General features: G+C 71.8%; 18 protein-coding genes and 2 pseudogenes. 10 read left to right on the top strand and 10 right to left on the bottom strand.

Annotated features, from left to right (window positions below):
- Positions 1-181 precede the first annotated feature (181 nt).
- Both OHB04_RS26885 and OHB04_RS26880 read left to right on the top strand, forming a co-directional pair.
- Positions 182-1621, top strand: a complete 1440-nt coding sequence (locus tag OHB04_RS26885) for a hypothetical protein (RefSeq protein ID WP_326690219.1) — start codon at positions 182-184, stop codon at positions 1619-1621.
- A gap of 129 nt (positions 1622-1750) precedes the next feature.
- Complete coding sequence (locus OHB04_RS26880; RefSeq protein ID WP_326690218.1) at positions 1751-2209, top strand: VOC family protein; 459 nt, start codon at positions 1751-1753, stop codon at positions 2207-2209.
- A gap of 272 nt (positions 2210-2481) precedes the next feature.
- Here OHB04_RS26880 and OHB04_RS26875 read toward each other — a convergent pair whose 3' ends face one another.
- From OHB04_RS26875 to iolC, 6 genes are all read right to left on the bottom strand, one after another.
- Positions 2482-5028 (bottom strand): FUSC family protein, encoded by a 2547-nt coding sequence (locus OHB04_RS26875; protein ID WP_326808478.1) that lies wholly within the window; start codon positions 5026-5028, stop codon positions 2482-2484.
- 123 nt (positions 5029-5151) lie between these two features.
- The gene (locus OHB04_RS26870) at positions 5152-6648 is read right to left on the bottom strand and encodes a CoA-acylating methylmalonate-semialdehyde dehydrogenase (RefSeq protein WP_326690216.1); all 1497 of its coding nucleotides are present in this window, start codon (positions 6646-6648) and stop codon (positions 5152-5154) included.
- Between the two features lie 67 nt (positions 6649-6715).
- Positions 6716-8605 (bottom strand): 3D-(3,5/4)-trihydroxycyclohexane-1,2-dione acylhydrolase (decyclizing), encoded by a 1890-nt coding sequence (iolD, locus tag OHB04_RS26865; RefSeq protein WP_326808477.1) that lies wholly within the window; start codon positions 8603-8605, stop codon positions 6716-6718.
- On the bottom strand, positions 8602-9606 hold the full coding sequence (gene iolB, locus OHB04_RS26860) for a 5-deoxy-glucuronate isomerase (RefSeq protein WP_326808476.1): 1005 nt from the start codon (positions 9604-9606) through the stop codon (positions 8602-8604). Before iolB ends, iolD begins: the two co-directional genes overlap by 4 nt.
- 85 nt (positions 9607-9691) lie before the next feature.
- Complete coding sequence (locus tag OHB04_RS26855; protein WP_326808475.1) at positions 9692-10579, bottom strand: Cgl0159 family (beta/alpha)8-fold protein; 888 nt, start codon at positions 10577-10579, stop codon at positions 9692-9694.
- Between the two features lie 63 nt (positions 10580-10642).
- Complete coding sequence (iolC, locus tag OHB04_RS26850) at positions 10643-11632, bottom strand: 5-dehydro-2-deoxygluconokinase (RefSeq protein ID WP_326690212.1); 990 nt, start codon at positions 11630-11632, stop codon at positions 10643-10645.
- A gap of 266 nt (positions 11633-11898) precedes the next feature.
- Here iolC and OHB04_RS26845 point away from each other — a divergent pair, with 266 nt between their 5' ends.
- Both OHB04_RS26845 and OHB04_RS26840 read left to right on the top strand, forming a co-directional pair.
- Entirely contained in the window at positions 11899-12813 is a 915-nt protein-coding gene (locus OHB04_RS26845; protein ID WP_326690211.1) for a sugar phosphate isomerase/epimerase family protein, read from the top strand.
- A 285-nt stretch (positions 12814-13098) separates the two neighbouring features.
- On the top strand, positions 13099-13293 hold the full coding sequence (locus OHB04_RS26840; RefSeq protein ID WP_326692921.1) for a MerR family transcriptional regulator: 195 nt from the start codon (positions 13099-13101) through the stop codon (positions 13291-13293).
- 585 nt (positions 13294-13878) lie between these two features.
- On the opposite strand, the pseudogene OHB04_RS26835 reads toward OHB04_RS26840, so the two are convergent.
- Positions 13879-14304, bottom strand: a pseudogene (locus OHB04_RS26835) (DedA family protein); the annotation flags it as partial.
- A 292-nt stretch (positions 14305-14596) separates the two neighbouring features.
- On the opposite strand from OHB04_RS26835, the gene OHB04_RS26830 reads away from it, so the two are divergent.
- Positions 14597-14815 carry a heavy-metal-associated domain-containing protein gene (locus OHB04_RS26830; protein ID WP_326690210.1) on the top strand — a complete coding sequence of 73 codons (219 nt, stop codon included), beginning with the start codon at positions 14597-14599 and terminating at the stop codon, positions 14813-14815.
- A 763-nt stretch (positions 14816-15578) separates the two neighbouring features.
- Here the strand turns inward: OHB04_RS26830 and OHB04_RS26825 are convergent.
- On the bottom strand, positions 15579-16895 hold the full coding sequence (locus OHB04_RS26825) for a citrate synthase (RefSeq protein ID WP_326690209.1): 1317 nt from the start codon (positions 16893-16895) through the stop codon (positions 15579-15581).
- A 150-nt stretch (positions 16896-17045) separates the two neighbouring features.
- Positions 17046-19292, bottom strand: coding sequence for an SF1B family DNA helicase RecD2 (gene recD2, locus OHB04_RS26820; RefSeq protein WP_326808474.1), 2247 nt, complete (start codon positions 19290-19292; stop codon positions 17046-17048).
- Positions 19293-19547: 255 nt separating this feature from the next.
- Between recD2 and OHB04_RS26815 the strand changes: the two genes are divergently transcribed.
- The 5 genes and pseudogenes from OHB04_RS26815 (at position 19548) to rbsD (ending at position 25656) form a co-directional block, all read left to right on the top strand.
- Positions 19548-20582 carry a LacI family DNA-binding transcriptional regulator gene (locus OHB04_RS26815; protein WP_326690207.1) on the top strand — a complete coding sequence of 345 codons (1035 nt, stop codon included), beginning with the start codon at positions 19548-19550 and terminating at the stop codon, positions 20580-20582.
- Positions 20579-22138, top strand: coding sequence for a sugar ABC transporter ATP-binding protein (locus OHB04_RS26810; RefSeq protein WP_326690206.1), 1560 nt, complete (start codon positions 20579-20581; stop codon positions 22136-22138). The genes OHB04_RS26815 and OHB04_RS26810 overlap by 4 nt, the downstream gene beginning before the upstream one ends.
- Positions 22139-22157: 19 nt before the next feature.
- Positions 22158-24120: pseudogene (locus OHB04_RS26805) on the top strand (ABC transporter permease/substrate-binding protein).
- A gap of 115 nt (positions 24121-24235) precedes the next feature.
- The gene (locus tag OHB04_RS26800; RefSeq protein WP_326690205.1) at positions 24236-25270 is read left to right on the top strand and encodes a ribokinase; all 1035 of its coding nucleotides are present in this window, start codon (positions 24236-24238) and stop codon (positions 25268-25270) included.
- Positions 25267-25656 (top strand): D-ribose pyranase, encoded by a 390-nt coding sequence (gene rbsD, locus OHB04_RS26795; RefSeq protein ID WP_326808473.1) that lies wholly within the window; start codon positions 25267-25269, stop codon positions 25654-25656. The genes OHB04_RS26800 and rbsD overlap by 4 nt, the downstream gene beginning before the upstream one ends.
- Before the next feature lie 208 nt (positions 25657-25864).
- Here the strand turns inward: rbsD and OHB04_RS26790 are convergent, their stop codons facing one another.
- Positions 25865-26677 (bottom strand): sugar phosphate isomerase/epimerase family protein, encoded by an 813-nt coding sequence (locus OHB04_RS26790; protein WP_326692920.1) that lies wholly within the window; start codon positions 26675-26677, stop codon positions 25865-25867.
- Positions 26678-26695: the final 18 nt, after the last annotated feature.

Raw genomic sequence — 26695 nt, 5'->3', positions numbered from 1 at the left:
TCCTCGGGTGCCCCGCGTATACAACGCGTCCCACGAAAACCGCCGCCGGGACGGGCGCGCCGCCCTGCTCCACGTGCTCTCACTCGCGCCCGCAGAGCCCGGCGCCCCTGCCCACGGGGCCTGTCGGTGGCGGCGCATAGAGTGCGGGGCACGCATGGCCGCATGTGGGACGGGGTGAAGCATGACGGGCACGGACGCGGACACCGGCACGGACCCGGGAACGGGAGCGGGAACGGCCCCGGAGACGGGGACGGACCCGGGAACGGGGGCGGTTCGGGAGGGGCGTGGCGCCGGGGAGACGGCGGCCTACGGCGCGGCCCTCGTGCGCGCGGAGCTGGCGGCGCGGGAGCTGTGGCTGCGGGTGGCGCTGATCGTCGGCCTGTGCGCCGGGGCCGGATTCCTGGCTTCCGGCATCTACGACTACACCCACGTCGGCCGCCCCGACGGCACGGGCGCCAACCTGTCGCTGGTCACCGGCGTCGCGCTCGTCGCCGCCACCAGCGTGCTGCTGGTACCGCTCGCTCTCAAGAGCCGGGACCGGCGCAGACTGCTGGAGCTGTACGGCGCCCCGCGCGGCCCGAGGGCGCAGCGCGCGCTGCGCCGCAGCCGCGCCGCCTGGCTCACCCTCTCCGGCATCGCGCTGGCCCTCGCCGGGCTCTTCCTCGCCTCCGGCCTCACCCAGGCGTTCAGCTCCGACCCGTACGAGGAGCCCGACCCGACGCTGTACGGCACCTTCCTCGTGTGGACGGCCATCCTGAGCGCCGCCGGGTGCGCTGGTATAGCGAAGGCCCGCCGCCACCGGGCCACCGGCAGCGGCGCGGGAGCCACCTCGGCCGACCGCGCCGGAGCCGGATCCGGGTCGGAGCCCGGATCGGGAGCGTCCGGGCTGCCGCCGCGCTCCCCCAGCGCCGTGCTCTATTCAGGTCTCGGCTCCGAACCCGCCGCGCCACACCGCCTGAGCCCCCGGTTGAGTGCCCGGATACGCGGCCTCTCCCGGGGCGGGGCCGTCACCGCCGCGGTGAGCGCCACGCTGCTGGGGTGCGCCCTGGCGCTGGTGGCCGCGCTGGTGCCGCACCGCACCGGCGCGGGCCAGGGCCTGTTCTGGACACTGGCCGCGCTCACCGCGCTCTACCTGCTCGCGCTACTGCTGGAGCTGGCGCACTACGGGCCGCGACGCCGCTATCTCCTCCTCGTCGTCTTCGCGAGCCTGGCGCTGGTGGGCGTGGCCTGGAACGGCTTTTCCACCTCCATCCTGCTGGACAGAGGCCAGTGGGTCGCCACCGAGGTGACCGAGGTACGGCACCAGGCCAAGGGCGGCCCGGTGTGCGAGCTGCGTCCGCTGACGCCGGGCCGTATGACGGCGGAGACGGAAGAGGGCCTGAGCATCAGCACCTGCGGGGGCTCCGCCGAGGGCGACAGACTGCGGGTCTTCCTCGACCCCAAGGGCGAGACGCGGCCCCGCCGTTCGGAGCCGGACGGCCTCACGGGCTTCTACGTCGCCTGGGGCACGGCGGGCACCGTGCTCCTCGTCTGCGCGACGGGCGCGGCGCTCTACGGCTACCGCCGCCGCACCGAACTGGGCCTGACGGAAGCCACGACGGGCGGCAGACCGAGGGGCTGAGCCGCCCAACGGGCATGCTCCGTACACTCGTTCACAGTTGCGGCCACGGCGTCCCCCGGCTAAGAAACAGGAACCCGGGGATCCAGCGCCGTGCGGTTCCCCGTCCGCACCCCAGAACGGACGCGTGACATGGCCCTCGACTGGAAACTCGTCATCGACTGCGAAGATCCCCACCGCCTCGCCCACTTCTGGGAACAGGCCCTCGGTTACACGGCGGAGGACCACAGCGCCCACATCGAGCGCCTGCACAGCATGGGCGCCATCACCGAGGCCCAGATCGTCCCCGACGAGCGGCACGCGGGCCGCAAGGCGTGGCGGCACGCCGCCGCGATACGCCACCCCCACGACCCGGTCGCCGAGGACACCGGTACGGGCCTGGGCAGAAGGCTGCTGTTCCGCGCCGTACCCGAGCCGAAGGAGAGCGGGAACCGCCTCCACATGGACCTGCACGCGGGTACCGATGCCCGCGACGCCGAGGTCAAAAGGCTGGAGCGGCTGGGCGCGCGGATGCTGCGCGTGGTGGAGGAGCCGGGGACCCACCATGTGACGATGGCCGACCCGGAGGGCAACGAGTTCGACGTGCGGTGACAGCAGGGGGCGGGGCCTCGAATCGCCCCCGCCCCCACCGTATGTACGGCTCCCGCCCCGTCGGTACGTACGGTCCCGCCCGGTCGGGCCGCCCCCCGTCCGGCCACCCGCCGAGCCGTCGCGCCTCACCCCGCCGAGCCGTCGCGCCTCACCCCGCCGACCCGCAAGGCCACCACGGCCACCACGGCCACCACGGCCACCACCGCCCGTGCTACCAAGCCGAGTTGACCCCGTCGAATCGAGTCGGCCGAATCAACTCCGCCCGGCCGAATTCACCGGCCCGCTTCCCCGACGCCGGGCCCTTCCTCGGCCTTGGTCCCGTCGCCGTCCCATTCCTCGTCCACCCCGTCGCGCTCCGAGGCCGACGCCGACTCCGCGTCGGACTCCGGCCCCGGCGCCCGCTCTTCCTCGTCCCCCTCGTCGCCCTCGTCACCGGAGCGCCCGGACCCGCCGGACCCCCCGGTCCGCCCCGAGCCCTCGGCCCGCTCAGCCGGCGCACCCTCGGCCCGCTCGGTCCGCGTCTTCCCCTTCTTCGGGTCGACCGCCTCGGCCAGGTCGTCCAGCGCGTCCGTGAGGAGTTCCGCCGTGCGCAGGTCGACCGGTGGCGGGTCCTCGGCCTGCTCCCACCAGTGGGACAGCGCCTCGTGCACGCTCCCCCACTCCAGCGGCCTGCTCGCGCGGATCGCCTCGACCGCCCGGGAGACGGCGGGTGCGAGGGCGGCGGAGAACTCCCCGGCGCCCACGGAGGGTTGCGCGTCCCGGTCGGGGAGGTGGGCCTCCAGAAGCATCGTGGCGCGGCCCATGGTGACCAGCGCGGACTGCGCGTCGGTCACCGAGCGTTGCGAGAGGCGGCCCCGGTGCCGTACGGGTTCGGCCTCGGCGCGGCTGACGGTCTGCTCCCACTCCATGCGCGCGGCACGCGTGTCCAGCAGGGCCTCGCGCACCTGCCGCGGGGCGCGCTCGGCGGGCTGCGCGAAGGCGTCCAGCACGGCCATCGCGTAACGCCCCGTCGCCGCCAGCCAGTCGGCGAGCCGGTCGCGCAGCAGCGGGGTCTCCCAGGCGGGGAAGAGGGCGTAGCTGACCATGGCCAGCACCCCGCCGAGCGCGGTGAGCCAGACGCGTTCGAAGGCGGTCTGATACCACTCGGCGCCCAGGATGCCGAGCAGGAAGACGACGTAGGAGCCGGTGAAGATCTGCGAGATGGCGTACCCGGTGCGCATCAGCAAATACATGAACCCGACGCTCACCACGGCCAGCAGCGCGTTCAGAAAGGGGCCCGGGCCGGCCAGCCCCATCACCGTGCCCGCGACGCCGACACCGATGAGCGTCCCCACGAAGCGGCCGACGCCCCGCTCGTACGTGCGGGAGAAGTCGGGCCGCAGCACCATGACGGCGGTCAGCGGCACCCAGTACCCGTGCGCGGGCGGCAGTTCCTTGCCCAGCACATAGCCGATCGAGGCCACGACGCTGACGCGCAGCGCGTGCCGCAGGATGGGCGACTTCCAGCGCGCCTCCCGGCGGAAGGCCCGCAGCGCCACGGGCACCATCGCCGCGAGGGTGGGCATGTGCAGATGGCGCTCGCGCGCGAGTGCGTTCCCCGCGGCGGGGGTGTGCTTCCCGCCCGCGGCCTTCGCCTTCTCCCGCTCCTCGGCCTTGGCCGCCTCCTCGGCCGCCTCTTCCTCGGGGTCGGGGCCGTAGGGACCGTCCAGACTCGCGCCCACCATCGGCTTGCGGTCGGGGAATCCGGGGCGGTGGCCCTCGCGGTCGGCCACGTGCCAGGTCACCCGGGCCAACAGCCCGTGCCGGGTGACCTCGACGGGTTCCTGTGCCGCTTCCACCGCGTCGTCGGTGAGCGCGATCAGCCGCAGCCCGGCCCGCCGCGCCGGGCCCGAGAGCACCGGCCCTTCCTTGGGGACCTGGAGCACATCCAGCGCCTGGTCGGGCAGCCGCACGCGCTCGCCGCGGCGGATGGCGCGCGCGGTGGCGTCCAGGACGGTGGCGGCGGCGGCCAGCAGTTCGCGTACGCGGTCGCGTTCGGGTCCCACCATCGGGGCTCCGCCGACGACGGGGTCGGCGAGCGAGGCGAGGACGGGGCGGAAGCGCTCGGCCATCGCGCGGTAGCCCTGCAACTGCCGGGGCCGGCGCCGGGCCTGACGCGGGGTGACGGCGGCGGCGCTGCGGGCCTCGATCAGCGGTTCGGGGTCGAAGGGCGCCATGGGGTCGTGCCGCAGCCGGCGCGCGTAGTCGGCGACGCCCGCGAGCGCGTCCGCGAGGGTGTCGCGCCGCTCGCCCCAGGGCCGTATGGGGAACAGCACGATCAGCCCCGCCTGCACCACCCCGCCGCAGGCGATGAGCGCGGCGTGGCTGAGCGCGCCCAGGGTGCTGGCCGGCAGGGTGACGGTGATCAGCATCACCGCGACGTTGAAGGCGGCGACCACTCCGGAGGTGGGGCCCATCGCCCAGGCCATGCCCGCCAGGAACGCCCATACGGCCAGCAGCAGGACGAACGCCGGGGGCCAGGCGATCACCAGATAGCCGAGGAAGGTGGAGATGGCCAGCCCCGCCGCGGCGGCGAGCGCGAGCACGGGCCGGGGGCGCCAGCTGCGCTGGAAGGTGGCGATCCCGGAGGCGAAGGCGCCGAACGCGCTGGAGACGGCGAGCTGCGGGGAGCCGAACAGCAGCGCGAGCCCGACCACGAGCGCCACGCCGCACGCCCCGCGCACCGCTATCAGTGGCGCCAGCGAGGCGCGCTCCACGCTGAGCCCTGACTGCGCGGTGTCCTTGAGCGCCCGTAGCCAGGGCAGCGGCGTGGCCATCATGCTCCCGAGAATACGGTGACAGATGAGGCCTAAGCAGACAGCCCCCGCCGCCGTCCCCGAGGGGCGGCGCGGGTGCTGTCGGCGGGCGTCGGGGGAGGATTCAGCTGTCGCTCTGGTGAGGCGTCAGCTGTTGCTCGGGAAGCCGAGGTTGATCCCGGCGCTGTCGCTCGGGTCGGGCCAGCGGGTGGTGACGACCTTGCCGCGCGTGTAGAACCGCACTCCGTCGTTGCCGTAGATGTGCAGGTCCCCGAAGAGGCTCTGCTTCCAGCCTCCGAAGGAGTGGTAGCCGACCGGCACCGGGATGGGCACGTTGACGCCGACCATGCCGGCCTCCACCTCCAACTGGAAGCGGCGGGCCGCGCCGCCGTCGCGGGTGAAGATCGCGGTCCCGTTGCCCCACTTGCTGCCGTTGATGAGCGCGATCGCCTCGTCGTAGGTCTCGGCGCGCACCACGCACAGCACGGGGCCGAAGATCTCGTCGTCGTAGGCGGCCATGCCGGGCTTGACCTTGTCGAGCAGCGAGACGCCCGTGAAGAAGCCGCTCTCGTGCCCTTCCACCGAGAATCCGGTGCCGTCCACCACGACCTCGGCGCCCTGTGCGGCGGCCCCGGTGACGTAGGAGACGACCTTGTCGCGGTGCTCACGGGTGATCAGCGGGCCCATCTCGCTGGCCGGGTCGTCGCCGGGGCCGATGCGCAGCCTGGCCGCCCGCTCGGCGATCTTGGAGACCAGCGCGTCGCCGGTGTTGCCGACCGCGACGACGACGGAGACGGCCATGCAGCGCTCACCGGCCGAGCCGTAGGCCGCGTTGATGGCGTTGTCCGCCGCGTGGTCCAGGTCGGCGTCGGGGAGCACCATCATGTGGTTCTTCGCGCCGCCGAGGGCCTGGACGCGCTTGCCGTTGGCGGTGGCCTCGGCCTGGATGTACTTCGCGATGGGGGTGGAGCCGACGAAGGAGACGGCGGCCACGTCCGGGTGGGACAGCAGCCGGTCGACGGCCACCTTGTCGCCGTTGACGACGTTGAGTACGCCGTCGGGCAGCCCGGCCTCGGCGGCGATCTCCGCGAGGCGGTAGGAGGCCGAGGGGTCCTTCTCGCTGGGCTTGAGGATGAAGGTGTTGCCGCAGGCGATCGCCAGCGGGAACATCCACATCGGCACCATGGCGGGGAAGTTGAACGGCGTGATGCCCGCCACCACGCCGACCGCCTGCCGGATGGAGGAGACGTCCACGCGGGTGGAGACCTGGGTGGACAGCTCGCCCTTGAGCTTCTCGGGGATCCCGCAGGCCAGCTCCACGATCTCCATGCCGCGCGCGACCTCGCCCAGCGCGTCGGAGTGCACCTTGCCGTGCTCGGCCGTGATCAGCGCGGCGATCTCGTCACGCCGGGCGTCCAGCAGTTCGCGGTACTTGAACAGGAAGGCGGTGCGCCTGGCCAGTGACGACTGTGACCAGTCCGCGTAGGCGTCCTTGGCCGCCGCGACCGCCGCGTCCACCTCCTCGACGGAGGCGAGGGACACCTGTGCGGGCTGAGCGCCGGTCGCCGGGTTGTAGACCGGCCCGAAGGAGCCGGAGGCGGACTCGACGGGCTTGCCGCCGATCCAGTGGCCGAGGGTCTTCATGGTGCGGACCTTTCTTGGGACGTGAGGGTCGTGCGGGTGGTGCTGGTCGCTCGGGCCGCTCGCGAGCTCACAAGTGCCGGCGCTGACGGGTCCGTTGGCGCTCGTACTCCTCCCGCGCCGCACGGGCCGCCGTACGGCCCGAGGTCTCGGCGACGACCACGTCCCACCACGCCTCGGCGCCCGGCGCGGGCACGGCCGGGCTGGTGTCGGTCTCGACGTGGACGCAGGTGGGCCGGTCGGAGGCGCGCGCCGCCGCCAGTGCCTCGCGCAGTTCGGTGTATGTGGCCGCGCGCAGCACCTCCATGCCGAGCGAGGCGGCGTTGGCGGCCAGGTCGACGGGCAGCGGCGCTCCGGTGTAGCCGCCCTCGGCGTCCCGGAAGCGGTAGGCGGTGCCGAAGCGTTCGGCGCCGGTCTGCTCGGACAGCCCGCCGATGGAGGCGTAGCCGTGGTTCTGCACCAGCACGACATTGATGTTGACGCCCTCCTGGACCGCGGTGACGATCTCGGTGGGCAGCATCAGATACGTACCGTCGCCCACCAGCGCCCACACGGGCCGCTCGGGCGCCGCCATGCGCACGCCGATGGCGGCCGGGATCTCGTAGCCCATGCACGAGTACCCGTACTCCAGGTGGTATTGCCGGGCCGAGCGGGCCCGCCACAGCTTGTGCAGGTCGCCGGGCATGGATCCGGCCGCGTTGATGACCACGTCCTCGTCGCCGACGACCGTGTCGAGCGCGCCGAGCACCTGGGTCTGCGAGGGACGGGCCTTCTCATCCAGCGGGTGCGCGGCGAACGCCTCGGCCACCACCCGCTCCCAGCGCTCCTTGCCGCGCGCGTACTCGGCTTCGTAGTCGGGCGTGACGCGGTATCCGCGCAGCGCGCCGGCCAGCGCCTCCAGGCCGGCGCGCGCGTCGGCGAGGGCGGGGAGCGCGCCCAGCTTGTGGCCGTCGAAGGAGGTGACGTTGAGGTTGACGAAGCGCACCTCCGGCGCGGCGAACAAGGTGGCGGAGGCGGTCGTGAAGTCGGTCCAGCGGGTGCCGACGCCGATGACCAGGTCGGCGGAGCGGGCGAGTTCATCGGCGACGGCCGTGCCGGTGTGACCGAGTCCGCCCACGTCACAGGGGTGGTCGTGGCGCAGCGAGCCCTTGCCCGCCTGGGTGGAGGCCACCGGGATGCCGGTCGTGTCGGCCAGGACGCGCAGCGCCTCCTCGGCCTCGCTGTGGTGAACGCCGCCACCGGCGACCAGCAGCGGGCGGCGGGCGGCGCGTACGGCCTCGGCGGCCTGGGCCAGCACCTCCGGCTCCAGCCCCGGCCGTCCCACCCGCCACACCCGCTCGGCGAAGAACTCCCGCGGCCACTCGTATGCCTCGGCCTGCACGTCCTGCGGCAGGGCGAGGGTGACGGCGCCGGTCTCGGCGGGGTCGGCCAGCACCCGCATCGCGGAGAGCGCGGCGGGGATCAGCGCCTCGGGCCGGGTGACGCGGTCGAAGTAGCGGGAGACGGGGCGCAGCGCGTCGTTGACGGAGACGTCGCCCGCGTAGGGCACTTCGAGCTGCTGGAGGACGGGGTCGGGGACCCGGCTCGCGAAGGCGTCGCCGGGCAGCAGCAGCACCGGCAGGCGGTTGACGGTGGCCAGCGCGGCTCCGGTGACCAGGTTGGTGGCGCCCGGTCCGATGGAGGTGGTCACGGCCTGGGCGGAGAGCCGGTTGTTCTGGCGTGCGAAGCCGACGGCGGCGTGCACCATGGCCTGCTCGTTGCGGCCCTGGTGGAAGGGGAGCGGGGCGCCGGGGCCCTGGCCGCTCTCCACCAGCGCCTGGCCGAGGCCCGCGACGTTGCCGTGGCCGAAGATGCCCCAGCAGGAGTCGATGAGCCGGTGCCGCTGCCCGTCGCGCTCGGTGTACTGGACGGCCAGGAAACGGACGAGTGCCTGCCCGGTGGTGAGCTCGACGGTGGTCACTTGGCACCCTCTCCTTCCTGGGCCCCGCGCCGCGGGCCGTCCTGGGCCCCGCGCCGCGGGCCGTCCTGGGCCCCGCCCCGCGAGCCGTCCCACAAGTCGCCCCGCGACCCCTCGGTTTCCTTCGCCTCGTACAGCGGAAGCCTTGGATCCACTGCCATATCGGCCCAGGAACCACGGATCCACGCGTGATCAGGATGGTCGCAGATAAGCCACGCCCGATCCACCCCCGGGCCCGCCATCACATTCAGGTAGTACATGTCGTGGCCGGGCGCGGCCATGGAGGGGCCGTGCCAGCCGTCGGGGATGAGCACCGCGTCGCCGCTGCGCACCTCGGCCAGCACATCGGTGCCCCTGCCCTGGCCGCTGGGGGACACGCGCTGGTAGCCGAGGCCCTCGGTGGAGCCGTGGGGGGCGATCTCGAAGTAGTAGATCTCCTCCAGCTCGCTCTCGGCGCCCTCGCGGTGCTCGTCGTGCTTGTGCGGCGGGTAGGAGGACCAGTTGCCGCCGGGGGTCAGCACCTCGACGGCGATGAGCTTGTCGGCCTCGAAGACGCCGGCGGCGCCGAAGTTGTTGACCTGGCGCGAGCACGAGCCGCTGCCGCGCAGCTCGACGGGGACGTCCTCGGCCGCGCCGTAGCGCACCGCGAGCCGCCGCTCGCAGCGCGCGCCGGTGAGCGCGAACCGCCCGCCCGCGGCGCTGCTGATGCGTACCTCGGCATCGCGCGGCACATACGCGAAGTCGCTCACGCCGCTGAAGACGCTCTTCCTGCCGTGCAGTTCGAGGACCTCGCCTTCGGCCTCGACGGTGCAGCCGCCGTTGAGCGGCAGCACGATCCACTCGCTGTCCCCGGTGGCGAACCGGTGGCCGGCACCCGGCGCCAGCGCCAGGACGCGCAGCGAGGAGTAGCCCCAGCCCGCCCGTTCGGGGTCGATGTCCAGGGCGTAGGGGCCCGCGGCGGCACTCCCCGCGCGCAGGTGGAAGTCGGAGTCGGTGGCGGTCATGCGCAGGCCCCCTTCGGAGCGTTCACAGCTTTCCCGGCGTTCCCGGCGTTCACAGCTTTTCTGGCGTTCCCGGCGTTCCCGGCGTTCACAGCAGTCCGACAGCGGTGTCGACGGCCGCGCGCACATCGCCACCGGCCGGATAGAGCAACGAGCGCCCGACGACGAGCCCGCGCACCGTCGGCAGACTCAGCGCCTTGCGCCACTTCTCGTACGCGCCTTCCTGGTCACCGTTGACCTCGCCGCCGAGCAGGACGACCGGCAGCGCGGAGGTCTCGGACACCCAGGCCATGTCCTCGGGATCCGTGGTGACCGGCAGCTTGAGCCAGGTGTAGGCGGAGGTGCCGCCCAGCCCGGAGGCGATGGCGATGGAGCGGGCGACGGCCTCCGCGCTCAGGTCGTTGGTCACCTTGCCCGCCACCCGGCGGGAGATGAACGGCTCGACGAAGACGGGCAGCCGCCGCGCCGCCATGTCGTCGACCGCGCGGGCCGTCGCCTCCATCGTGCGCAGCGAGCCGGGGTCGTCGTAGTCGACGCGCAGCAGCAGCTTTCCCGCGTCGAGGCCCAGCCGTTCGATGTCCTGGGCGCGGTGCCCGGTGAAGCGGTCGTCCAGTTCGAAGGCGGCACCGGCCAGCCCGCCCCGGTTCATCGAGCCGAGGACGACCTTGTTCTCCAGCGCGCCGAGCAGCAGCAGGTCCTCCAGGATGTCCGCGGTGGCCAGTACGCCGTCCACGCCCGGACGGGAGAGGGCGAGGGTGAGGCGCTCCAGCAGCCCGGCGCGGTGGGCCATGGCGAGCTTGTCGTCCCCGACCGCCAGTGCGCCGCGTGCCGGGTGGTCGGCCGCGACGATCATCAGCCGTCCGCTTTCGCCCAGGAGCGGGCGGCGGACGCGCCGCGCCCACGCCTCCGCGACGGCCTCCGGATGCCGGGCCCGCAAGGAGGCCAGCTCGGAGATGCTGACACTGCTGCTGCTCAAGGAAAGCTCGCTCTCGGGATGTTGAGGGGGTGGCCGCACGCGGAAGGGCCCGTGCGCGAGGGGTCAGGGCCGCAGCAGGGCCTCGACCTCGGGTGCCGTGGGCATGGCGGAGGAGCAGGCGAGCCGCGAGGCGACCAGCGCCCCGGCCGCGTTGGCGTACCGCATCGCGTACTCCAGGTCCCAGCCGGCCAGCAGCCCGTGGCACAGGGAGCCGCCGAACGAGTCGCCGGCGCCGAGACCGTTGACGACCTCGACGGGGTGCGGCGGCACCTCGGCGACGGTGCCGTCCCTGTGGAGGGCGAGCACGCCCTTGGGCCCCTGCTTGACGACGGCCAGTTCGGCTCCCGCGTCCAGGAGCGCCTCGGCGCACTCGCGGGGCTCGCGGGCGCCGGTGGCGACCTCGCACTCCTCGACGTTGCCGACCGCGACGGTGGCGTGTGCGAGCGCCTCGCGGTAGTGCGGCCTGGCCGCCTCCTTGGCGGCCTGTGGGGAGAGTTCGCCGTCGGCGCCGGCGCCCCAGAACATCGGCCGCCAGTCCAGGTCGAAGACGGTGGCCACGGCCTCGGTGCGCACCGTGTCCCGCGCGGCGAGCGCGGTGCGGGTGGCGCCCCTGCTGGGCTCCTCGCACAGCCCGGTGCCCGTCATCCAGAAGATCTTCGCGGCGGCGATCCCGGCCAGGTCCAGCTCCCCGGCGTGGATCTCCAGGTCCGGTGCCTTGGGCAGCCGGTAGAAGTAGAGCGGGAAGTCGTCGGGCGGGAAGATCTCGCAGAAGGTCACCGGCGTCGGGTACTTGGCGACGGGTGTCACCCACCGGTCGTCCACGCCGAAGCCGCCGAGTGCCTCGTGACAGTAGGTGCCGAACGGGTCGTCACCGGTCCGGCTGATAACGGCGCTGGAGCGGCCGAGCCGGGCGGCGGCGACGGCGACGTTGGTGGCGGATCCGCCGAGGAACTTGCCGAAGCTCTCCACGTGCTGGAGCGGAACGCCCGTCTGGAGAGGGTAGATGTCGACCCCGATGCGTCCCATGGTGACCACGTCGTGCGGCTCGGTCATGGATCCAGTGCCTCTCTTCCGTGTATCCGGTCACCCCCGTGCCCGCACGTCGCGCGTCGACGCGGGGACGCGGGGGCGCGTCCCCGTGCACGCGTCCCCGTCCGTGTGCGCGTCCCCGTGTGCGCGCCTTGACGACCCATGGTCCGTCCACCGACTGACCACTGTCAACACTTTGTCCTTACATACTGACGTCTACCGCACGCCAGGACACAATGTTGTCCTGACAAACTCTTGACCAAGGTGCTCGCCACCGGTTGGCTCGCTCCATGACTGGCACTCCCTCCCCCAGCCTCGACCGCATCCGGATCGGCTCGGCACCCGACTCCTGGGGCGTCTGGTTTCCCGACGACCCCGAACAGGTGCCCTGGCAGCGCTTCCTCGACGAGGTGGCCCGCGCCGGCTACCGCTGGATCGAGCTCGGCCCCTACGGCTACCTCCCGACCGACCCCGCCCGCCTCACCGACGAGGTCGCCGCCCGGGACCTCCAGGTCTCCGCCGGCACCGTCTTCACCTCGCTCCACCGGGGGCCCGCCGTCTGGGACGAGACCTGGGAGCAGGTCTCCCGCGTCGCGGAGCTGACCCGCGCGACGGGCGCCGGACACCTGGTGGTCATCCCCTCCTTCTGGCGCGACGACAAGACGGCCGCGCTCATCGAGCCGCCCGAACTCACCACCGAACAGTGGCGCCACCTCGCCGAGGGCACGGAGCGGCTGGCGCGCGAGGTGCGCGAGCGCTACGGCCTTCAGATCGCCGTCCACCCGCACGCGGACACCCACATCGACACCGAGGAACACGTCACCCGCTTCCTGGACGCCACCGACTCCGGGCTGGTCAACCTCTGCCTGGACACCGGCCATTACGCCTACTGCGGCGGCGACAGCGTCAAGCTGATCGAGACCTACGGCGAGCGCGTCGGCTATCTGCACCTCAAGCAGGTGGACCCGCGGATCCTCGCCGAAGTCGTCCGCGAGGGAACGCCGTTCGGACCCGCCGTGCGCCAGGGCGTGATGTGCGAGCCCCCGGGCGGAGTGCCCGCGCTGGAGCCGGTCCTGACGGCGGCACAGGGGCTGGGCGTCGACCTCTTCGCCATCGTCGAGCAGGACATGTATCCGTGCCCGCCCGACCAGCCGTTCCCCATCGCGGAGCGCACCCGGCGCTTTCTGCGCAGCTGCGGGGCCTAGCGGGAGGGGCGGGCCGGCTAGCGGGAGAGGCGGGCCGGCCCGGCGAGTGGAGGCGGGCCTGGCGGGAGGGGCGGGCCTGGCGGGAGGGGCGGGCCGGCCCGGCGAGTGGAGGCTTCGCCAGGGGAGGCTCCACCAGGGGAACACCACGTTCCGGTTCGGTCACCAACGTCACCATTGCACGGGCCCGCCGTCACAGGCGATGCACAGCCCCTCCCCCGACGTCACTCTGCGTCGTTCACCCGGCACGGGCTGGTGATCACCAGCCACCCCTGGGAGGTGCGAGAGATGGTCGACCGAAGGCTCTGGTCGTACAAGGAAATCGCCGCGCACATCGGCGTCCAGCCGGACACCGTGCGGTCCTACCGGAAGCACGGCCTCCTACCCCCGTCGGATCTGGTGGAGGGCGGAAAACCCTATTGGTTCGCCGACACCATCCGTGACTGGGTCACCCGCAGACCCGGGCACCGCGGCGGCCGATGAGTCCGGCGCGGCGGCGGGGGCACCCGCCCCCTCCCCGACAGCGTCCCCGTCCGTAACCACCCCCGGGCCCCGACCAGCGCCCCTCACAGGCGCCGACCGGGGCCCTTCGCCTGCCGCTCGACGGGCAGGAGCGGGCACGCGCAGCGGAACCGCGGATCGGGCGGGTGCGGGCACCCACACCGAAGCCGCGGCTCGTGCGGCCACGCACACCGGAACCGAGACCGGAGCAGGGACGGGCGCCCGGGCGGGCGCATCCGTATCGGCACTGGGGGGCGCCGGGGCGGGCGCGTCGACGGGCGCATCGGCATTGGGGGACGCCGGAGCGGGCGCACCAACGGGCGCACCGGCGTTGGCATCGACATACGCGTCGGGGGACGCATCGGTGGGCGGGTCGGCGGGGACGTCGACAGACGCATCGGCGTCGGCATCGGCATCGGCCGGCGCAGCCGCCGACCTCCGCGCGCGGCGACGCATCGCCCACTGCACGCCCATGGCGCCACCCGCCAGCAGCGCGGAGGCACCCAGCCCGACCAGCGCGCCCGACAGCGTTCCGGCCAGCACCAGCCCGCCCCAGTAGCCGACGCCCACCGAGTAGCCCGCCCAGAGCAGCTCCGCGATCCCGGCGCCCAGCAGGAAGCGGCGCGCGGGGTAGCCGACGGTGCCGGCCGCCAGTCCACCGGCGATCCTGCCGCTGGGCAGGAAACGGACGACGACGAGGAAAGGCACTCCGTGCCGCCACACCCGTGCCGCCGTCCAGTCGAGTGCCGCCTTGCGCCGGGCGCTCGACGAGAGCCACGCGCGGGTCCTGGGCCCCGTGCGCCGCCCCAGCCAGTGGATCGCCAGATCTCCCGCGAGCGCGCTGCCCGCCACGGCGAGCAGCACCAGCGGGAGGGAGAGCCTGCCGGTCGCCGCGAGCGCCCCGGCGGTCGCGATGAGCGCGGAGTTGGGAACGAGCGGGGGCAGCGTGGTGAGCACCAGCAGCGCGTACGCCGCCCACAGTGCGCCCTCCATGCGGACCACCTGCCCTTCTGTCGCCGTTCGCTCCGGCCTCTCCACCTGTAAGCCCAAGCTGACAGGTGCGGATACGGCACCACAACGGGCGCCGGGCCATCCCAGGGGCATCTCAGGGGGGTTTCGAGCCGCCCCCTAGGGGCGCCGGAGCGCGGACCGACGGCGGGTTCCACCAGCGGGTTGGCCTTATACCCGGAGGGGGTATACCGTGAAGCTCCTGAACACCTCCCACGGCACCGCCCGTGCGACCTGTTGGGCCCGTGGGAGCACCGATCGAGAGGGAGGAACGGCCATGAGCGACGTCACGACCACGTACAAGGTTTCCGGAATGACCTGCGGCCACTGCGAGGGCGCGGTGTCCGAGGAACTGTCACGGATCGCGGGCGTCTCGGCCGTGAAGGCCGTGGCCGCCTCCGGCGAGGTCACCGTCACCTCCTCCGGCGAGCTGGACGACGCCGCCGTACACGACGCCGTCGACGAGGCGGGGTACGAGCTGGTGGGCCGGGCGTAGCGGACGCCGAGACGTCGGGCCGCCCGTCCGTCCGGACGTCAGCCACTTCCAGTATCCCGCCGAATCGCCCATACCGCAGTTCGGAACGAGCCGCACCGGCAGCCGGGCCGTTCGAGCGAACAGCCCCAGCGGGCGGGCAGCGGACGGAACGCCGCGACGGCATCGGCGGGGCGGGCCCCGGAGCGGCGGGATGGGCACCGGAGCACCCCCGCGGACAACAAGCGGGCCGCCGGCAGCGAACGGACCCGCCGCCACGAGGGTCAGCCCCGACCCGAAGCGGCCCCCGCCGCCCGCCACGAAGCGGTGTCCCGACGCGAAGAGCGGCACCGTCACACAGCGCGGCCCCACCACGAAGCGGCACCCCGCCACGAAGCGCGGGCGCAACCCTCTCGCGGGCAGCGAAAAGCGCCCCGCCGGCCAGGTCCCCCCACGGGCCTGTCGACGGGGCGCTTCCGTTTCCCGGTCATGGATTCCCCCCACGGGATCCTGGCCGGGCGCTTACTGGCTGCACGTACGGGCGGGAGGGCCGCTCAAGCTCCCCGGGCACGTTCACCCTCTCTTCACACCGAATCCGTCCCCCAAGACAGCTTCGGAATGTGGCGAAGTCTCCGCCGGGAGGCCGACGCCACCCGGTTAGACACTCAACCCGGCACAATGGTTACCCCCCAATTTCTGTGACCTACGTCTCTCTGGAGATCCACACAAACGGAAGGCCCCGGTCCGACCGGACCGGGGCCTTCCGCCTGGCGTAGTGCGGGTCAGGTCAGCGCGACTCGACCGGGACGTAGTCCCGCTCGACCACGCCGGTGTAGATCTGGCGCGGACGGCCGATGCGCGAGTTCGGCTCCTTGATCATCTCGTGCCACTGGGCGATCCAGCCCGGCAGCCGGCCGATCGCGAACAGCACGGTGAACATGCTGGTCGGGAAGCCCATGGCCCGGTAGATCAGGCCGGTGTAGAAGTCCACGTTCGGGTAGAGCTTGCGCTCGACGAAGTAGTCGTCGGACAGCGCGTGCTCCTCCAGGCGAAGCGCGATGTCGAGCAGTTCGTCGCTCTTGCCGAGGGCCGAGAGCACGTCGTGCGCCGCCGCCTTGATGATCTTCGCGCGGGGGTCGAAGTTCTTGTAGACGCGGTGCCCGAAGCCCATGAGCTTGACGCCGTCTTCCTTGTCCTTCACCTTCCGGATGAAGGTGTCGACGTCGCCGCCCGAGGCCTGGATGCCCTGGAGCATCTCCAGCACGCTCTGGTTGGCACCGCCGTGGAGGGGGCCCCACAGCGCGTTGATGCCGGCGGAGATGGAGGCGAACATGTTGGCCTGCGAGGAGCCGACGAGGCGGACCGTGGAGGTCGAACAGTTCTGCTCGTGGTCCGCGTGCAGGATCAGCAGCTTGTCGAGGGCGCTGACCACGACCGGGTCCAGGTCGTACTCCTGCGAGGGGACGGAGAACGTCATCCGCAGGAAGTTCTCGACGTAGCCGAGATCGTTGCTCGGGTACGCGACGGGGTGGCCGATGGCCTTCTTGTACGCGTACGCCGCGATCGTCGGCAGCTTGGCCAGCAGCCTTATGGTCGACAGGTGGCGCTGCTGCTCGTCGAAGGGGTTGTGGCTGTCCTGGTAGAAAGTGGACAGCGCGCTGACCACCGAGGACAGCATCGCCATGGGGTGGGCGTCACGCGGGAAGCCGTCGTAGAACCGCTTGACGTCCTCGTGCAGCAGGGTGTGCTGGGTGATCTCGTTCTTGAACGAGGCCAGCTCGTCGACGGTCGGCAGCTCGCCGTGAATCAGCAGGTAGGCGGTCTCCAGGAAGGAGCCGTGCTCGGCCAGCTGCTCGATCGGATAGCCGCGGTAGCGCAGGATGCCCTGCTCACCGTCGAGATAGGTGATGGCGGATTTGTACGCGGCGGTGTTGCCGTATCCCGAGTCCAGGGTCACCAGACCGGTCTGGGCACGCAGCTTGCCGATGTCGAACCCACGGTCGCCCACCGTGCTGTCGACGACCGGGTAGCTGTACTCGCCGTCCCCGTACCGCAGTACTACGGAGTTCTCGCTGTCGCGGTGTTCGCTCACGTCATCCCTCACCGACGTAGTGCCTCTTCTTCGAGGTGCCCTGACTTCTCTCCACTTTCCCCCATCCGGTGCAGTGCGGTGCACTGGGGGTCAGCCAGAGGGCTCCATGGTGGCACGGAGTGCCGCCCGTCTAGCTATCCTGCACCCTCCAGGCCGTCATGGTCACCCCCTGGAAGCCAAAGCGCCCGTCGAGGCGGCCGGAAGCCCGCGCAGCCGGTGGTCGAGCGCCGTGCAGCGCCGGCCGGCCGAGACCGTACGGACGGCCTGGCCGAGTGCCCTGCGGGAACCGACCAACACCACGAGGCGCTTGGCCCGGGTCACGGCCGTGTAGAGCAGGTTGCGCTGGAGCATCATCCATGCCCCTGTGGTGACGGGAATCACCACCGCTGGATACTCGCTGCCCTGGGAGCGGTGGATGGTGACGGCGTAGGCGTGCGCCAGCTCGTCCAGTTCGTCGAAGTCGTAGCCGACCTCCTCGTCCTCCTCCGTGAGCACCGTCAGCCGCTGGTCGTCGGGGTTCAGGGCGGTGACCACGCCGACAGTGCCGTTGAAGACCCCGTTGGCCCCCTTCTCGTAGTTGTTCCGTATCTGGGTGACCTTGTCGCCCACCCGGAAGACGCGTCCCCCGAAGCGCTTCTCCGGCAGCCCGGGGCGCGCGGGGGTGACCGCCTGCTGGAGCAGCCCGTTGAGCGCCCCCGCCCCGGCCGGGCCACGGTGCATCGGGGCCAGGACCTGCACGTCGCGGCGCGGATCCAGCCCGAACTTCGCCGGGAGGCGGCGGGCCGCCACATCCACGGTCAGCGCCCCCGCGGCCTCCGTGTCCTCCTCCACGAAGAGGAAGAAATCGCTCATTCCCTGGGTGAGCGGCGGGGCGCCGGAGTTGATGCGGTGGGCGTTGGTCACCACACCCGACTGCTGGGCCTGGCGGAAGATGCGCCGCAGCCGCACGGCGGGCACCGGGCCGCCCTCGGCCAGCAGATCGCGCAGCACCTCCCCCGCGCCCACCGAGGGCAGCTGGTCCACATCGCCGACCAGCAGCAGATGGGCGCCCGGCGGGACGGCCTTCAGCAGCTTGTTGGCCAGCAGCAGGTCGAGCATGGACGCCTCGTCGACCACCACCAGATCGGCCTCCAGCGGGCGGTCCCTGTCGTAGGCCGCGTCGCCGCCCGGCTTCAGCTCCAGCAGCCGGTGCACCGTGGACGCCTCGGCGCCGGTCAGCTCGGAGAGCCGTCTGGCGGCGCGCCCGGTGGGCGCCGCCAGCAGCACCCGGGCCTGCTTGGCGGCGGCCAGCTCGACCACCGAGCGGACGGTGAAGGACTTGCCGCAGCCCGGCCCCCCGGTCAGCACCGCGACCTTTCGGGTGAGCGCGAGGCGCACCGCCTCGCGCTGCTCGGGGGCCAGCTCCGCGCCGGTGCGCGTGGCGAGCCAGCCCAGGGCCTTGTCCCAGTCGACGCTCTGGAAGGCGGGCAGCCGGTCCTCCGGGGTGCGCAGCAGCCGCTGGAGCTGGGCGGCGAGCGCGATCTCCGCACGGTGGAAGGGGATGAGATAGACGGCGTTCAGAGTGCGGGAGGGGTCCTCGGGGTCGGGCACCGGCTCGCGCACCACGCCTTCCTCTTCCCCCGCCAGCTCGCCCAGGCAGTCGATCACCAGGCCCGTGTCGACCTGGAGGAGCTTGACGGCGTCGGAGAGGAGGCGCTCCTCGGGCAGATAGCAGTGCCCCTGGTCGGCCGACTGCGACAGGGCGTGCCGCAGTCCGGCCTTGACCCGCTCCGGGCTGTCGTGCGGGATGCCGACGGACTGGGCGATGCGGTCGGCGGTCAGGAATCCGATGCCCCACACGTCGGCCGCCAGCCGGTAGGGGTTGCCGCGCACCACGGAGATCGACGCGTCGCCGTACTGCTTGTAGATGCGCACGGCGATGGAGGTGGAGACGCCGACGCCCTGGAGGAAGACCATGACCTCCTTGATGGCCTTCTGCTCCTCCCACGCGGCGGCGATGAGCTTGGTGCGCTTGGGGCCGAGGCCGGGGACCTCGATGAGCTTCTTCGGGTCGGCCTCGATGACCTCCAGGGTGTCCACGCCGAAGTGGGTCACGATGCGGTCGGCGATGCGCGGGCCCACCCCCTTGACCAGCCCCGAGCCCAGATAGCGGCGGATGCCCTGGATGGTGGCGGGCAGCACCGTGACGTAGTTGTCCACATGGAACTGGCGTCCGTACTGCGGATGGGAGCCCCAGCGGCCCTCCATGCGCAGCGATTCGCCCGCCTGCGCGCCCAGCAACGCGCCCACCACCGTGAGGAGTTCGCCGCCGCGGCCGGTGTCCACCCGCGCGACGGTGTACCCATTGTCCTCATTGGCGTAGGTGATGCGCTCTAGGACCCCTTCGAGCACCGCAGGCTGAAACGTCATGTCACAGACGGTAGCCCCGGCTGCCGACATCGCGGCAGCCCTGTGGATAACTCTCGCAAGCGGTGCGGAAGTTGCTCCTCCGCCCCTCTCGAAGCCTTGTTCCCGAAAGGTGGTCACGATCCTGCATCGGCCCCTTGCGTCACACCCGACCCATCGCCTTCCATGTGCGATGTAATCGTTTCCATGCGAGGAGCGGCGCGAGTCCGACCGCCGTGCGCACGGAGCCACTTCCACTTCCTGGGACCCGGCACTCCAATGGCAGGCATCAAGGACGTCGCGGTACACGCGGGCGTCTCGGTCGCCACGGTCTCGCGTGTGCTCAACGGGCACAGCGGGGTCCGTGACGAGACCAGATCCCGGGTGCTGGACGCGGTCGCCGAGCTGCGCTATCGCCCCAACACGCTGGCCCGTTCCCTGCGCACCGACCAGACCCGCACCCTGGGCCTGGTCATCAGCGATGTGCTGAATCCGTTCTTCACCGAGCTGGCCAGGGCGGTCGAGGACGCGGCGCGCAGCAGGGGCTACAGCGTCATCATCGGCAACGCGGACGAGCAGCTCACGCTCCAGGACCACCATGTGCGCACGCTGCTGGACCGCCGTATCGACGGACTGCTGGTCTCCCCCGCCGACGGCGACTCCCTCGCGCTGCGGGAGGCGGCGGTCTCCGGGATCCCGATGGTCTTCGTCGACCGCTGGATCGAGGGCCTGGAGGTGCCGCTCGTACGCGCCGACGGGCGGTCCGCCGTTCGCTCCCTGGTCGCTCACCTGTACGCCCTGGGACACCGCAGGCTGGCCATCATCACCGGGCCCGTCGCGAGCACCACGAGCAACGAGCGGGTCCGTGCCTTCCGGTCGGCCCTGCGCGAGTACGGGCTGCCGCTGCCCGCTGCCTACATAGGCCAGGGCGACTTCCAGACGGAGAGCGGACGCCGGGTCACCAACGACTTCTTCGCCCTTCCGGAGCCGCCGGACGCGGTCTTCGCGACGGACAACCTGATGGCGCTGGGCGTGATGGAACAGCTGCGCCGGCTGGGCCTGCGCGTGCCGGACGACGTGTCCCTGGCCGCGTTCGACGACATCCCGTGGTTCCTGCACACCGACCCCCCGATCACCGCGATCGCCCAGCCGACCCAGGAGCTGGGCCACCGTGCGGTCGCGGCCCTGACCGACCTCGTGGAGGGGGGATCCCCCCGGACGGAGTCCGGGGGAGGGAGCGCCGGCTCCGTCACGCTCTCCGCCCACCTCATAGCGCGCCGCTCCTGCGGCGAAGACGAAAGGACGCGCCGTTGACCACCCCAGACCCGCCCCCGGCACGGGAGTTGCTGCGAACGGAGGGCATCCGGAAGACCTTTCCCGGCGTGGTCGCCCTCGACGGCGTCGACTTCGATCTGCGCGCGGGCGAAGTTCATGTGCTGCTGGGCGAGAACGGAGCCGGCAAGAGCACCCTGATCAAGGTGCTCTCCGGCGCCTACCGCGCGGACGCGGGGCGGGTCCTGCGCGACGGTCGGCCGGTGCGCATCACCGGGGCCGAGGCGGCGGCGAAGCTCGGCATCGCCACCATTCACCAGGAGTTCAACCTCGTCCCCCACCTGTCCATCGCGGAGAACATCTTCCTGGGCCGCCAGCCGCGCCGCCGGGGCATGATCGACCGCAAGAAGATGGAGGCCGACGCCGCCGAACTGCTCCACAGGGTCGGCATCACGGCGCCGCCGCGCACCCCGGTCAGCAAGCTGGGCATCGCCGGGCGGCAGATGGTGGAGATCGCCAAGGCGCTCAGCCTGCGCACCGGCGTACTGATCATGGACGAGCCGACGGCGGTGCTCACCGCCGAGGAGGTCAACCGGCTCTTCACCATCGTGCGCAGGCTGCGCTCCGAAGGTGTCGGGATCGTCCTGATCACCCACCACCTGGAGGAGATCCCCGCCATCGGCGACCGGGTCACCGTCCTGCGCGACGGGCGCAGCGTCGGCCAGGTCCCGGCGAACACCCCGCAGGACGAGCTGGTCAAGCTCATGGTGGGCCGCGACATCGAGCAGCAGTACCCGCGCGTGACCGGCCAGGTCGCCGACCAGCTGGGCCAGCCGCTGCTGCGGGTGACCGGGCTGCGCAAGCAGGGCGTCTTCCACGACATCTCCTTCGAGGTGCGTGCCGGTGAGGTCGTCGGCGTCGCGGGACTGGTCGGCGCCGGCCGGACCGAGGTCGTCCGAGCGGTCTTCGGTGCCGACGGGTACGACGCGGGCCGGGTCGAGGTGCGCGGCAAGAAGCTTCAGGGCAGCGACGTGTGGGCCTCGCACGCCGCCGGACTGGGCCTGGTACCCGAGGACCGCAAGGGCCAGGGGCTGCTGCCCGACGCCTCGGTCTCCGACAACCTCGGCCTGGTCACCCTGCGCGAGGCGAGCAAGGGCGGCCTCGTCGACCGGAGCGGCCAGCGCAAGGAGGCGGCCAGGATCGCCGACCGGCTGGGCGTACGGATGGCCGACATCGACCAGCACGTGCGCACCCTCTCCGGTGGAAACCAGCAGAAAGTCGTGATCGGCAAGTGGCTGCTCGCCCAGAGCCGCGTGCTGATCCTCGACGAGCCCACCCGCGGCATCGACGTGGGCGCCAAGGTCGAGATCTACCAGCTCATCAACGAGCTGACGGCCTCCGGCCACGCGGTATTGATGATCTCCAGCGACCTCCCCGAGGTGCTGGGAATGAGCGACCGGATCCTGGTGATGTCCCAGGGCCGGATCGCGGGCGAACTGACCGCGCGGGAGGCCAGCCAGGACGCCGTCATGGCCCTGGCCGTCGGCACCTCCGCACCAGGAACGAGCGAGATGGAGGATTCTCCCCGTGGCCATTGACACGCAGCCGGGTCACCGCCTGGACAAGCGCCCCGGCGGCAACGGGCCGCCGAACGTCCTACGACGCGTCCTGCTGGAGAACGGCGCGCTGACCGCGCTGGTGGCCATGATCGTGCTGATGACGATCATGTCGGGCGACTTCCTCAGCACCCAGAACCTGCTGAACGTCGGCGTCCAGGCGGCCGTGACCGCGATCCTCGCCTTCGGCGTCACCTTCGCCATCGTCTCCGGCGGCATCGACCTCTCGGTCGGCTCGGTGGCGGCCTTCTCGGCCGTCATGCTCGGCTGGTTCACCACCACCGAGGGCATGCCGGTCTTCCTGGGCGTCATCCTCGCCATCCTGACCGGCACCGCGTGCGGCCTGGTCAACGGCGTCCTGATCGCCTACGGCAAGCTGCCGCCGTTCATCGCCACGCTGGCGATGCTCTCCGCGGCGCGCGGTCTTGCCCTGGTCGTCTCCGACGGCACCCCGATCACGCTGCCCGAGTCCATCGCCTGGGTCGGCGAGACGCTCGGCGACTGGCTGCCGGTGCCGGTGCTCGTGATGATCCTGATGGGCGTCATCGCCGCTGTGATCCTCATCCGCACCTACAGCGGGCGGACCATGTACGCGATCGGCGGCAACGAGGAAGCCGCGCACCTGTCGGGCATCCGGGTGCGGCGCCAGAAACTGGTCATCTACGCACTGGTGGGCACCTTCGCCGCGGTTGCCGGAATCGTCCTGGCGACACGGCTCGCCTCGGCCCAGCCACAGGCCGCCACAGGTTACGAACTGGACGCGATCGCGGCCGTCGTGATCGGTGGCGCAAGCCTCGCCGGAGGTGTCGGCAAGGCTTCCGGAACGCTGATAGGCGCGCTCATTCTTGCTGTTCTACGCAATGGACTCAACCTTCTGGACGTTTCCGCTTTCTGGCAGCAGGTCGTTATCGGGGCAGTGATTGCGCTGGCCGTACTTCTCGATACACTGCGTCGCCGCGCATGATCTTTGTGCGACGGGGGAGCGCACGTAGTTCATCCATCTGCCGACTGCAAGGAATGCAGCAATGAGCAAGAGAAAGAACACGTCCGTGGTCATCGTGGCCACGGCAGTCGCACTGACCGCCTCCGCCTGCGGCTCCGGCTCCGGCTCCAGCGGCGGCAAGGAGAAGGCGAAGCTCGGCTTCGCGATATCCGCGCTGAACCAGCCCTTCATGACCCAGATGAAGAAGGGCGCCGAGGCTGAGGCGAAGGCGCAGGGCGCAGAGATCAACATCCAGGACGCCCAGGAAGACGCCTCGACGCAGGCGAACCAGGTGCAGAACTTCACGTCGAAGAATGTGAAGGCTCTGATCATCAACCCGGTCGACTCCGACGCCGCCGGCCCTTCCGTCAAGGCCGCGAGCAACGCGAACATCCCGGTCGTCGCCGCCGACCGCGGGGTCAACAAGGCCGAGGTCAAGACCACTGTCGCCTCCGACAACGTCGAGGGCGGCAAGATGGCGGCCAAGAGCCTGGCCGACCAGCTCGGCGGCAAGGGCAAGATCCTCGTCCTGCGCGGCCAGGTGGGCACCTCCTCCTCGCGCGAGCGCGCCAAGGGCTTCTCCGAGGGCATCAAGAAGTACCCCGGCATCAAGATCGTGGCCAAGCAGCCGGCCAACTTCCTGCGGGACAAGGGCCTGGACGTGACCACCAACGTCATGCAGGCCCACCCGGACCTGGACGGCATCTTCGCGGAGAACGACGAGATGGCGCTGGGCGCCGCCAAGGCGCTGGGCTCCAAGTCCGGCGGCGACGTCAAGCTCGTCGGCTTCGACGGCACCCCCGAGGCGCTGAAGGCCGTCAAGAAGGGCACCATCAGCTCCACCGTGGCCCAGCAGCCCGCCGAGCTGGGCAAGATGGCCGTCCGCAACGCCATGCGCATCGTCGACGGTTCGACCGTGGACCCGAAGATCAAGGTGCCGGTCAAGGTCGTCACCAAGAAGAACGTCGACCGGTTCTCCTGACCGGAACGCGGGTCCTGACCGGACGCGGGTCCCGGTCAGGGACGCGGGCGGACGACAAGCTGAGCGGCCCTTCTTGGGGCCCGAGCCCCTGCGCGGGCCCGAGAAGGAGCACCGGATGCACGCATACGACCTTCTGGTCGTAGGGTCCGCCAATGCCGACCTGGTCGTGGGAGTCGACCGCAGGCCGGCGGCGGGCGAGACAGTGCTCGGGTCGGATCTGGTCATCCACCCGGGCGGCAAGGGAGCGAACCAGGCGGCAGCCGCCGCCCGGCTGGGCGCCCGCACCACCCTGCTCGCGCGCGTCGGCGACGACGCGTACGGACAACTGCTCGCCCAGGCCCAGCGCGCCGCCGGTGCGGATACCGCCGGACTTCTGGAGGGCAAGGACGCACCCACCGGCGTCGCCCTCATCACCGTCGATTCGGCCGGTGACAACAGCATCGTCGTCTCACCCGGTGCCAACGCCCGGCTCACGCCGGACGACATCACCGCGGCAGGCGCCCTCTTCGAGGCCGCGGCTGTCGTATCCCTACAACTTGAGATTCCCCTGGAGACGGTCGCCACGGCAGCGCGTGCCGCGGCAGGCCACGGCGCCCGCGTCGTGCTCAACCCCTCTCCCCCCGCTCCCCTGCCCGAGGACGTGCTGGCGCTCTGCGACCCGCTGGTGGTCAACGAGCACGAGGCACGGCGCCTGTTGCCCGGGCGTTCGCTGAGCACCGAACCCGAGGAGTGGGCCACCGCTCTCCTCGGGCTCGGCCCGCGCAGCGTGGTCGTCACCCTGGGCGCCGAGGGCGCGCTGGTGGCGGGCCCCGGGGTCGGCACGGACGGTACGGACGGCAGCGCGGATGCCGTCCGTACCGTCCTGGTGCCCAGCCCCCCGGTCCGGGCCGTGGACACCACCGGCGCCGGCGACGCCTTCACCGGCGCGCTCGGCTGGCGGCTGGGCCGCGGTGACGGTCTGGAGCAGGCCGTACGGTACGCCGTACGCGTCGGCTCCTTCGCGGTCACCCGAGCGGGTGCGCAGGAGTCCTACCCGAGCGCTGCCCAGGTGGAAGCATCTGGTGCTGCCGGAAACGCCGAAGCATCCGGAGCCTCCGGCAACGCCGAAGCATCCGGAGCGCCCGGAGCGAACAAGGAGACAACAGCATGAAGAAGTCCGGGATACTCAACCGGCATCTCTCCGGAGCGCTGGCCCGGTTGGGGCACACCGATCTCGTCATGGTGTGCGACGTCGGACTTCCCATCCCCGAGGGCCCCTCGGTCGTCGATCTCGCCTTCCGGGCGGGCGTGCCCTCCTTCGCCGAGGTCTTGGAAGGGATCCTCGACGAGCTGGAGGTGGAGGGCGCCGTCGCGGCCAAGGAGGTGCGCGAGGCCAACTCGGGGGCGACCACGCTTCTCACCGGCCACTTTCCCGGACTTGAGCTCATCCCGCACGAGGAGCTGAAGGCCATGACCCGGGAAGCGAAGCTGGTGGTGCGTACGGGCGAGGCCAAGCCGTTCGCCAACGTGCTGCTGCGCTGCGGCGTGCCGTTCTGATCTCCCCTGCTCGAGAACATGCTCGAAGGGCCCGGTCCAGCGGACCGGGCCCTTCCATTTCCCCCTCGGCCTCCCGCTCTTTCCCCCGATACTTCCCCCCAGGGGACGCCGACACAGATATGACCCGCGACTCTCCGGAAGGGTTGCACGGCGCTACGTAATTTTTCCGAGGCCCGCACCGTGCTTCTCCCCCTGCGGTCATGAGACTTCACAGCACGTGGCGGACGTAGCGCTCGGCCGTCTCCTTGAGCACGTCAGCCCCGTCGCGCGCCCACAGCGCGGGGTTGAACAGCTCCACCTCGATCAGCCCCGAGTATCCGGCCGCTTCGGTCAGTTCGCGGAAGGCCCGTAGGTCGACGGAGCCGTCCCCGAGCTGGCCCCGGCCGAGCAGCACGCCCTCGGGGAGCGGGGTGACCCAGTCGGCGAGCTGGAAGGCGGCGAGGCGGCCCTGCTCCCCGGCCCGCGCGATCTGCTCGGGCACCCGCTCGTCCCACCACAGGTGGTACGTGTCCACGACGACGCCCACCTGCCGCGCCGGGAAGCGCTCGGCCAGCGCGAGGGCCTGCCCGAGGGTGGAGACCACACAGCGGTCGGAGGCGTACATCGGATGCAGCGGCTCCACCGCGAGCCGCACGCCCCGCTCCTCGGCGTACGGCGCCAGTTCGGCGAGCGCGTCGGCGACCCGCTCGCGCGCGGCGGGCAGATCGCGGTCCCCGGCGGGCAGGCCGCCGGACACGAGGACGAGCGTGCCGGTGCCCAGCGCGGCGGCCTCATCGACCGCCGCCCGGTTGTCGTCGAGCGCGGTGCGGCGCTCGGCAGGATCCTCCGCGGTGAAGAAGCCGCCTCTGCACAGGGAGGTGACGCTCAGGCCGTGCTCGCGCATGAGCCGCCCTGCCGCCTCGGGACCGTACGCGCGCACCGGATCGCGCCACAGCCCCACGCCCCCGATGCCGAGCGCGGCCGTCTCCCTGGCCAGTTCGGGAAGGGAGAGCTGGCGCACGGTCTCCTGGTTGACCGACAGCCGGGCGAGGCCGGGGGC

This window comes from Streptomyces sp. NBC_01775, from assembly GCF_035917675.1.
Taxonomy (GTDB): domain Bacteria; phylum Actinomycetota; class Actinomycetes; order Streptomycetales; family Streptomycetaceae; genus Streptomyces.
The sequence above is the reverse complement of the archived record's forward strand: the minus strand, read 5'-3'. Positions and strand labels throughout refer to the sequence as shown.

Bases quoted from the DNA above. Each gene is read 5' to 3' on its own strand.
- OHB04_RS26885 (WP_326690219.1), top strand. From the start codon at position 182: ATGACGGGCACGGACGCGGACACCGGCACGGACCCGGGAACGGGAGCG.
- OHB04_RS26880 (WP_326690218.1), top strand. From the start codon at position 1,751: ATGGCCCTCGACTGGAAACTCGTCATCGACTGCGAAGATCCCCACCGC.
- OHB04_RS26875 (WP_326808478.1), bottom strand. From the start codon at position 5,028: ATGATGGCCACGCCGCTGCCCTGGCTACGGGCGCTCAAGGACACCGCG.
- OHB04_RS26870 (WP_326690216.1), bottom strand. From the start codon at position 6,648: ATGAAGACCCTCGGCCACTGGATCGGCGGCAAGCCCGTCGAGTCCGCC.
- iolB (WP_326808476.1), bottom strand. From the start codon at position 9,606: ATGACCGCCACCGACTCCGACTTCCACCTGCGCGCGGGGAGTGCCGCC.
- iolC (WP_326690212.1), bottom strand. From the start codon at position 11,632: ATGACCGAGCCGCACGACGTGGTCACCATGGGACGCATCGGGGTCGAC.
- OHB04_RS26845 (WP_326690211.1), top strand. From the start codon at position 11,899: ATGACTGGCACTCCCTCCCCCAGCCTCGACCGCATCCGGATCGGCTCG.
- OHB04_RS26840 (WP_326692921.1), top strand. From the start codon at position 13,099: ATGGTCGACCGAAGGCTCTGGTCGTACAAGGAAATCGCCGCGCACATC.
- OHB04_RS26830 (WP_326690210.1), top strand. From the start codon at position 14,597: ATGAGCGACGTCACGACCACGTACAAGGTTTCCGGAATGACCTGCGGC.
- recD2 (WP_326808474.1), bottom strand. From the start codon at position 19,292: ATGACGTTTCAGCCTGCGGTGCTCGAAGGGGTCCTAGAGCGCATCACC.
- OHB04_RS26815 (WP_326690207.1), top strand. From the start codon at position 19,548: ATGGCAGGCATCAAGGACGTCGCGGTACACGCGGGCGTCTCGGTCGCC.
- OHB04_RS26800 (WP_326690205.1), top strand. From the start codon at position 24,236: ATGCACGCATACGACCTTCTGGTCGTAGGGTCCGCCAATGCCGACCTG.
- rbsD (WP_326808473.1), top strand. From the start codon at position 25,267: ATGAAGAAGTCCGGGATACTCAACCGGCATCTCTCCGGAGCGCTGGCC.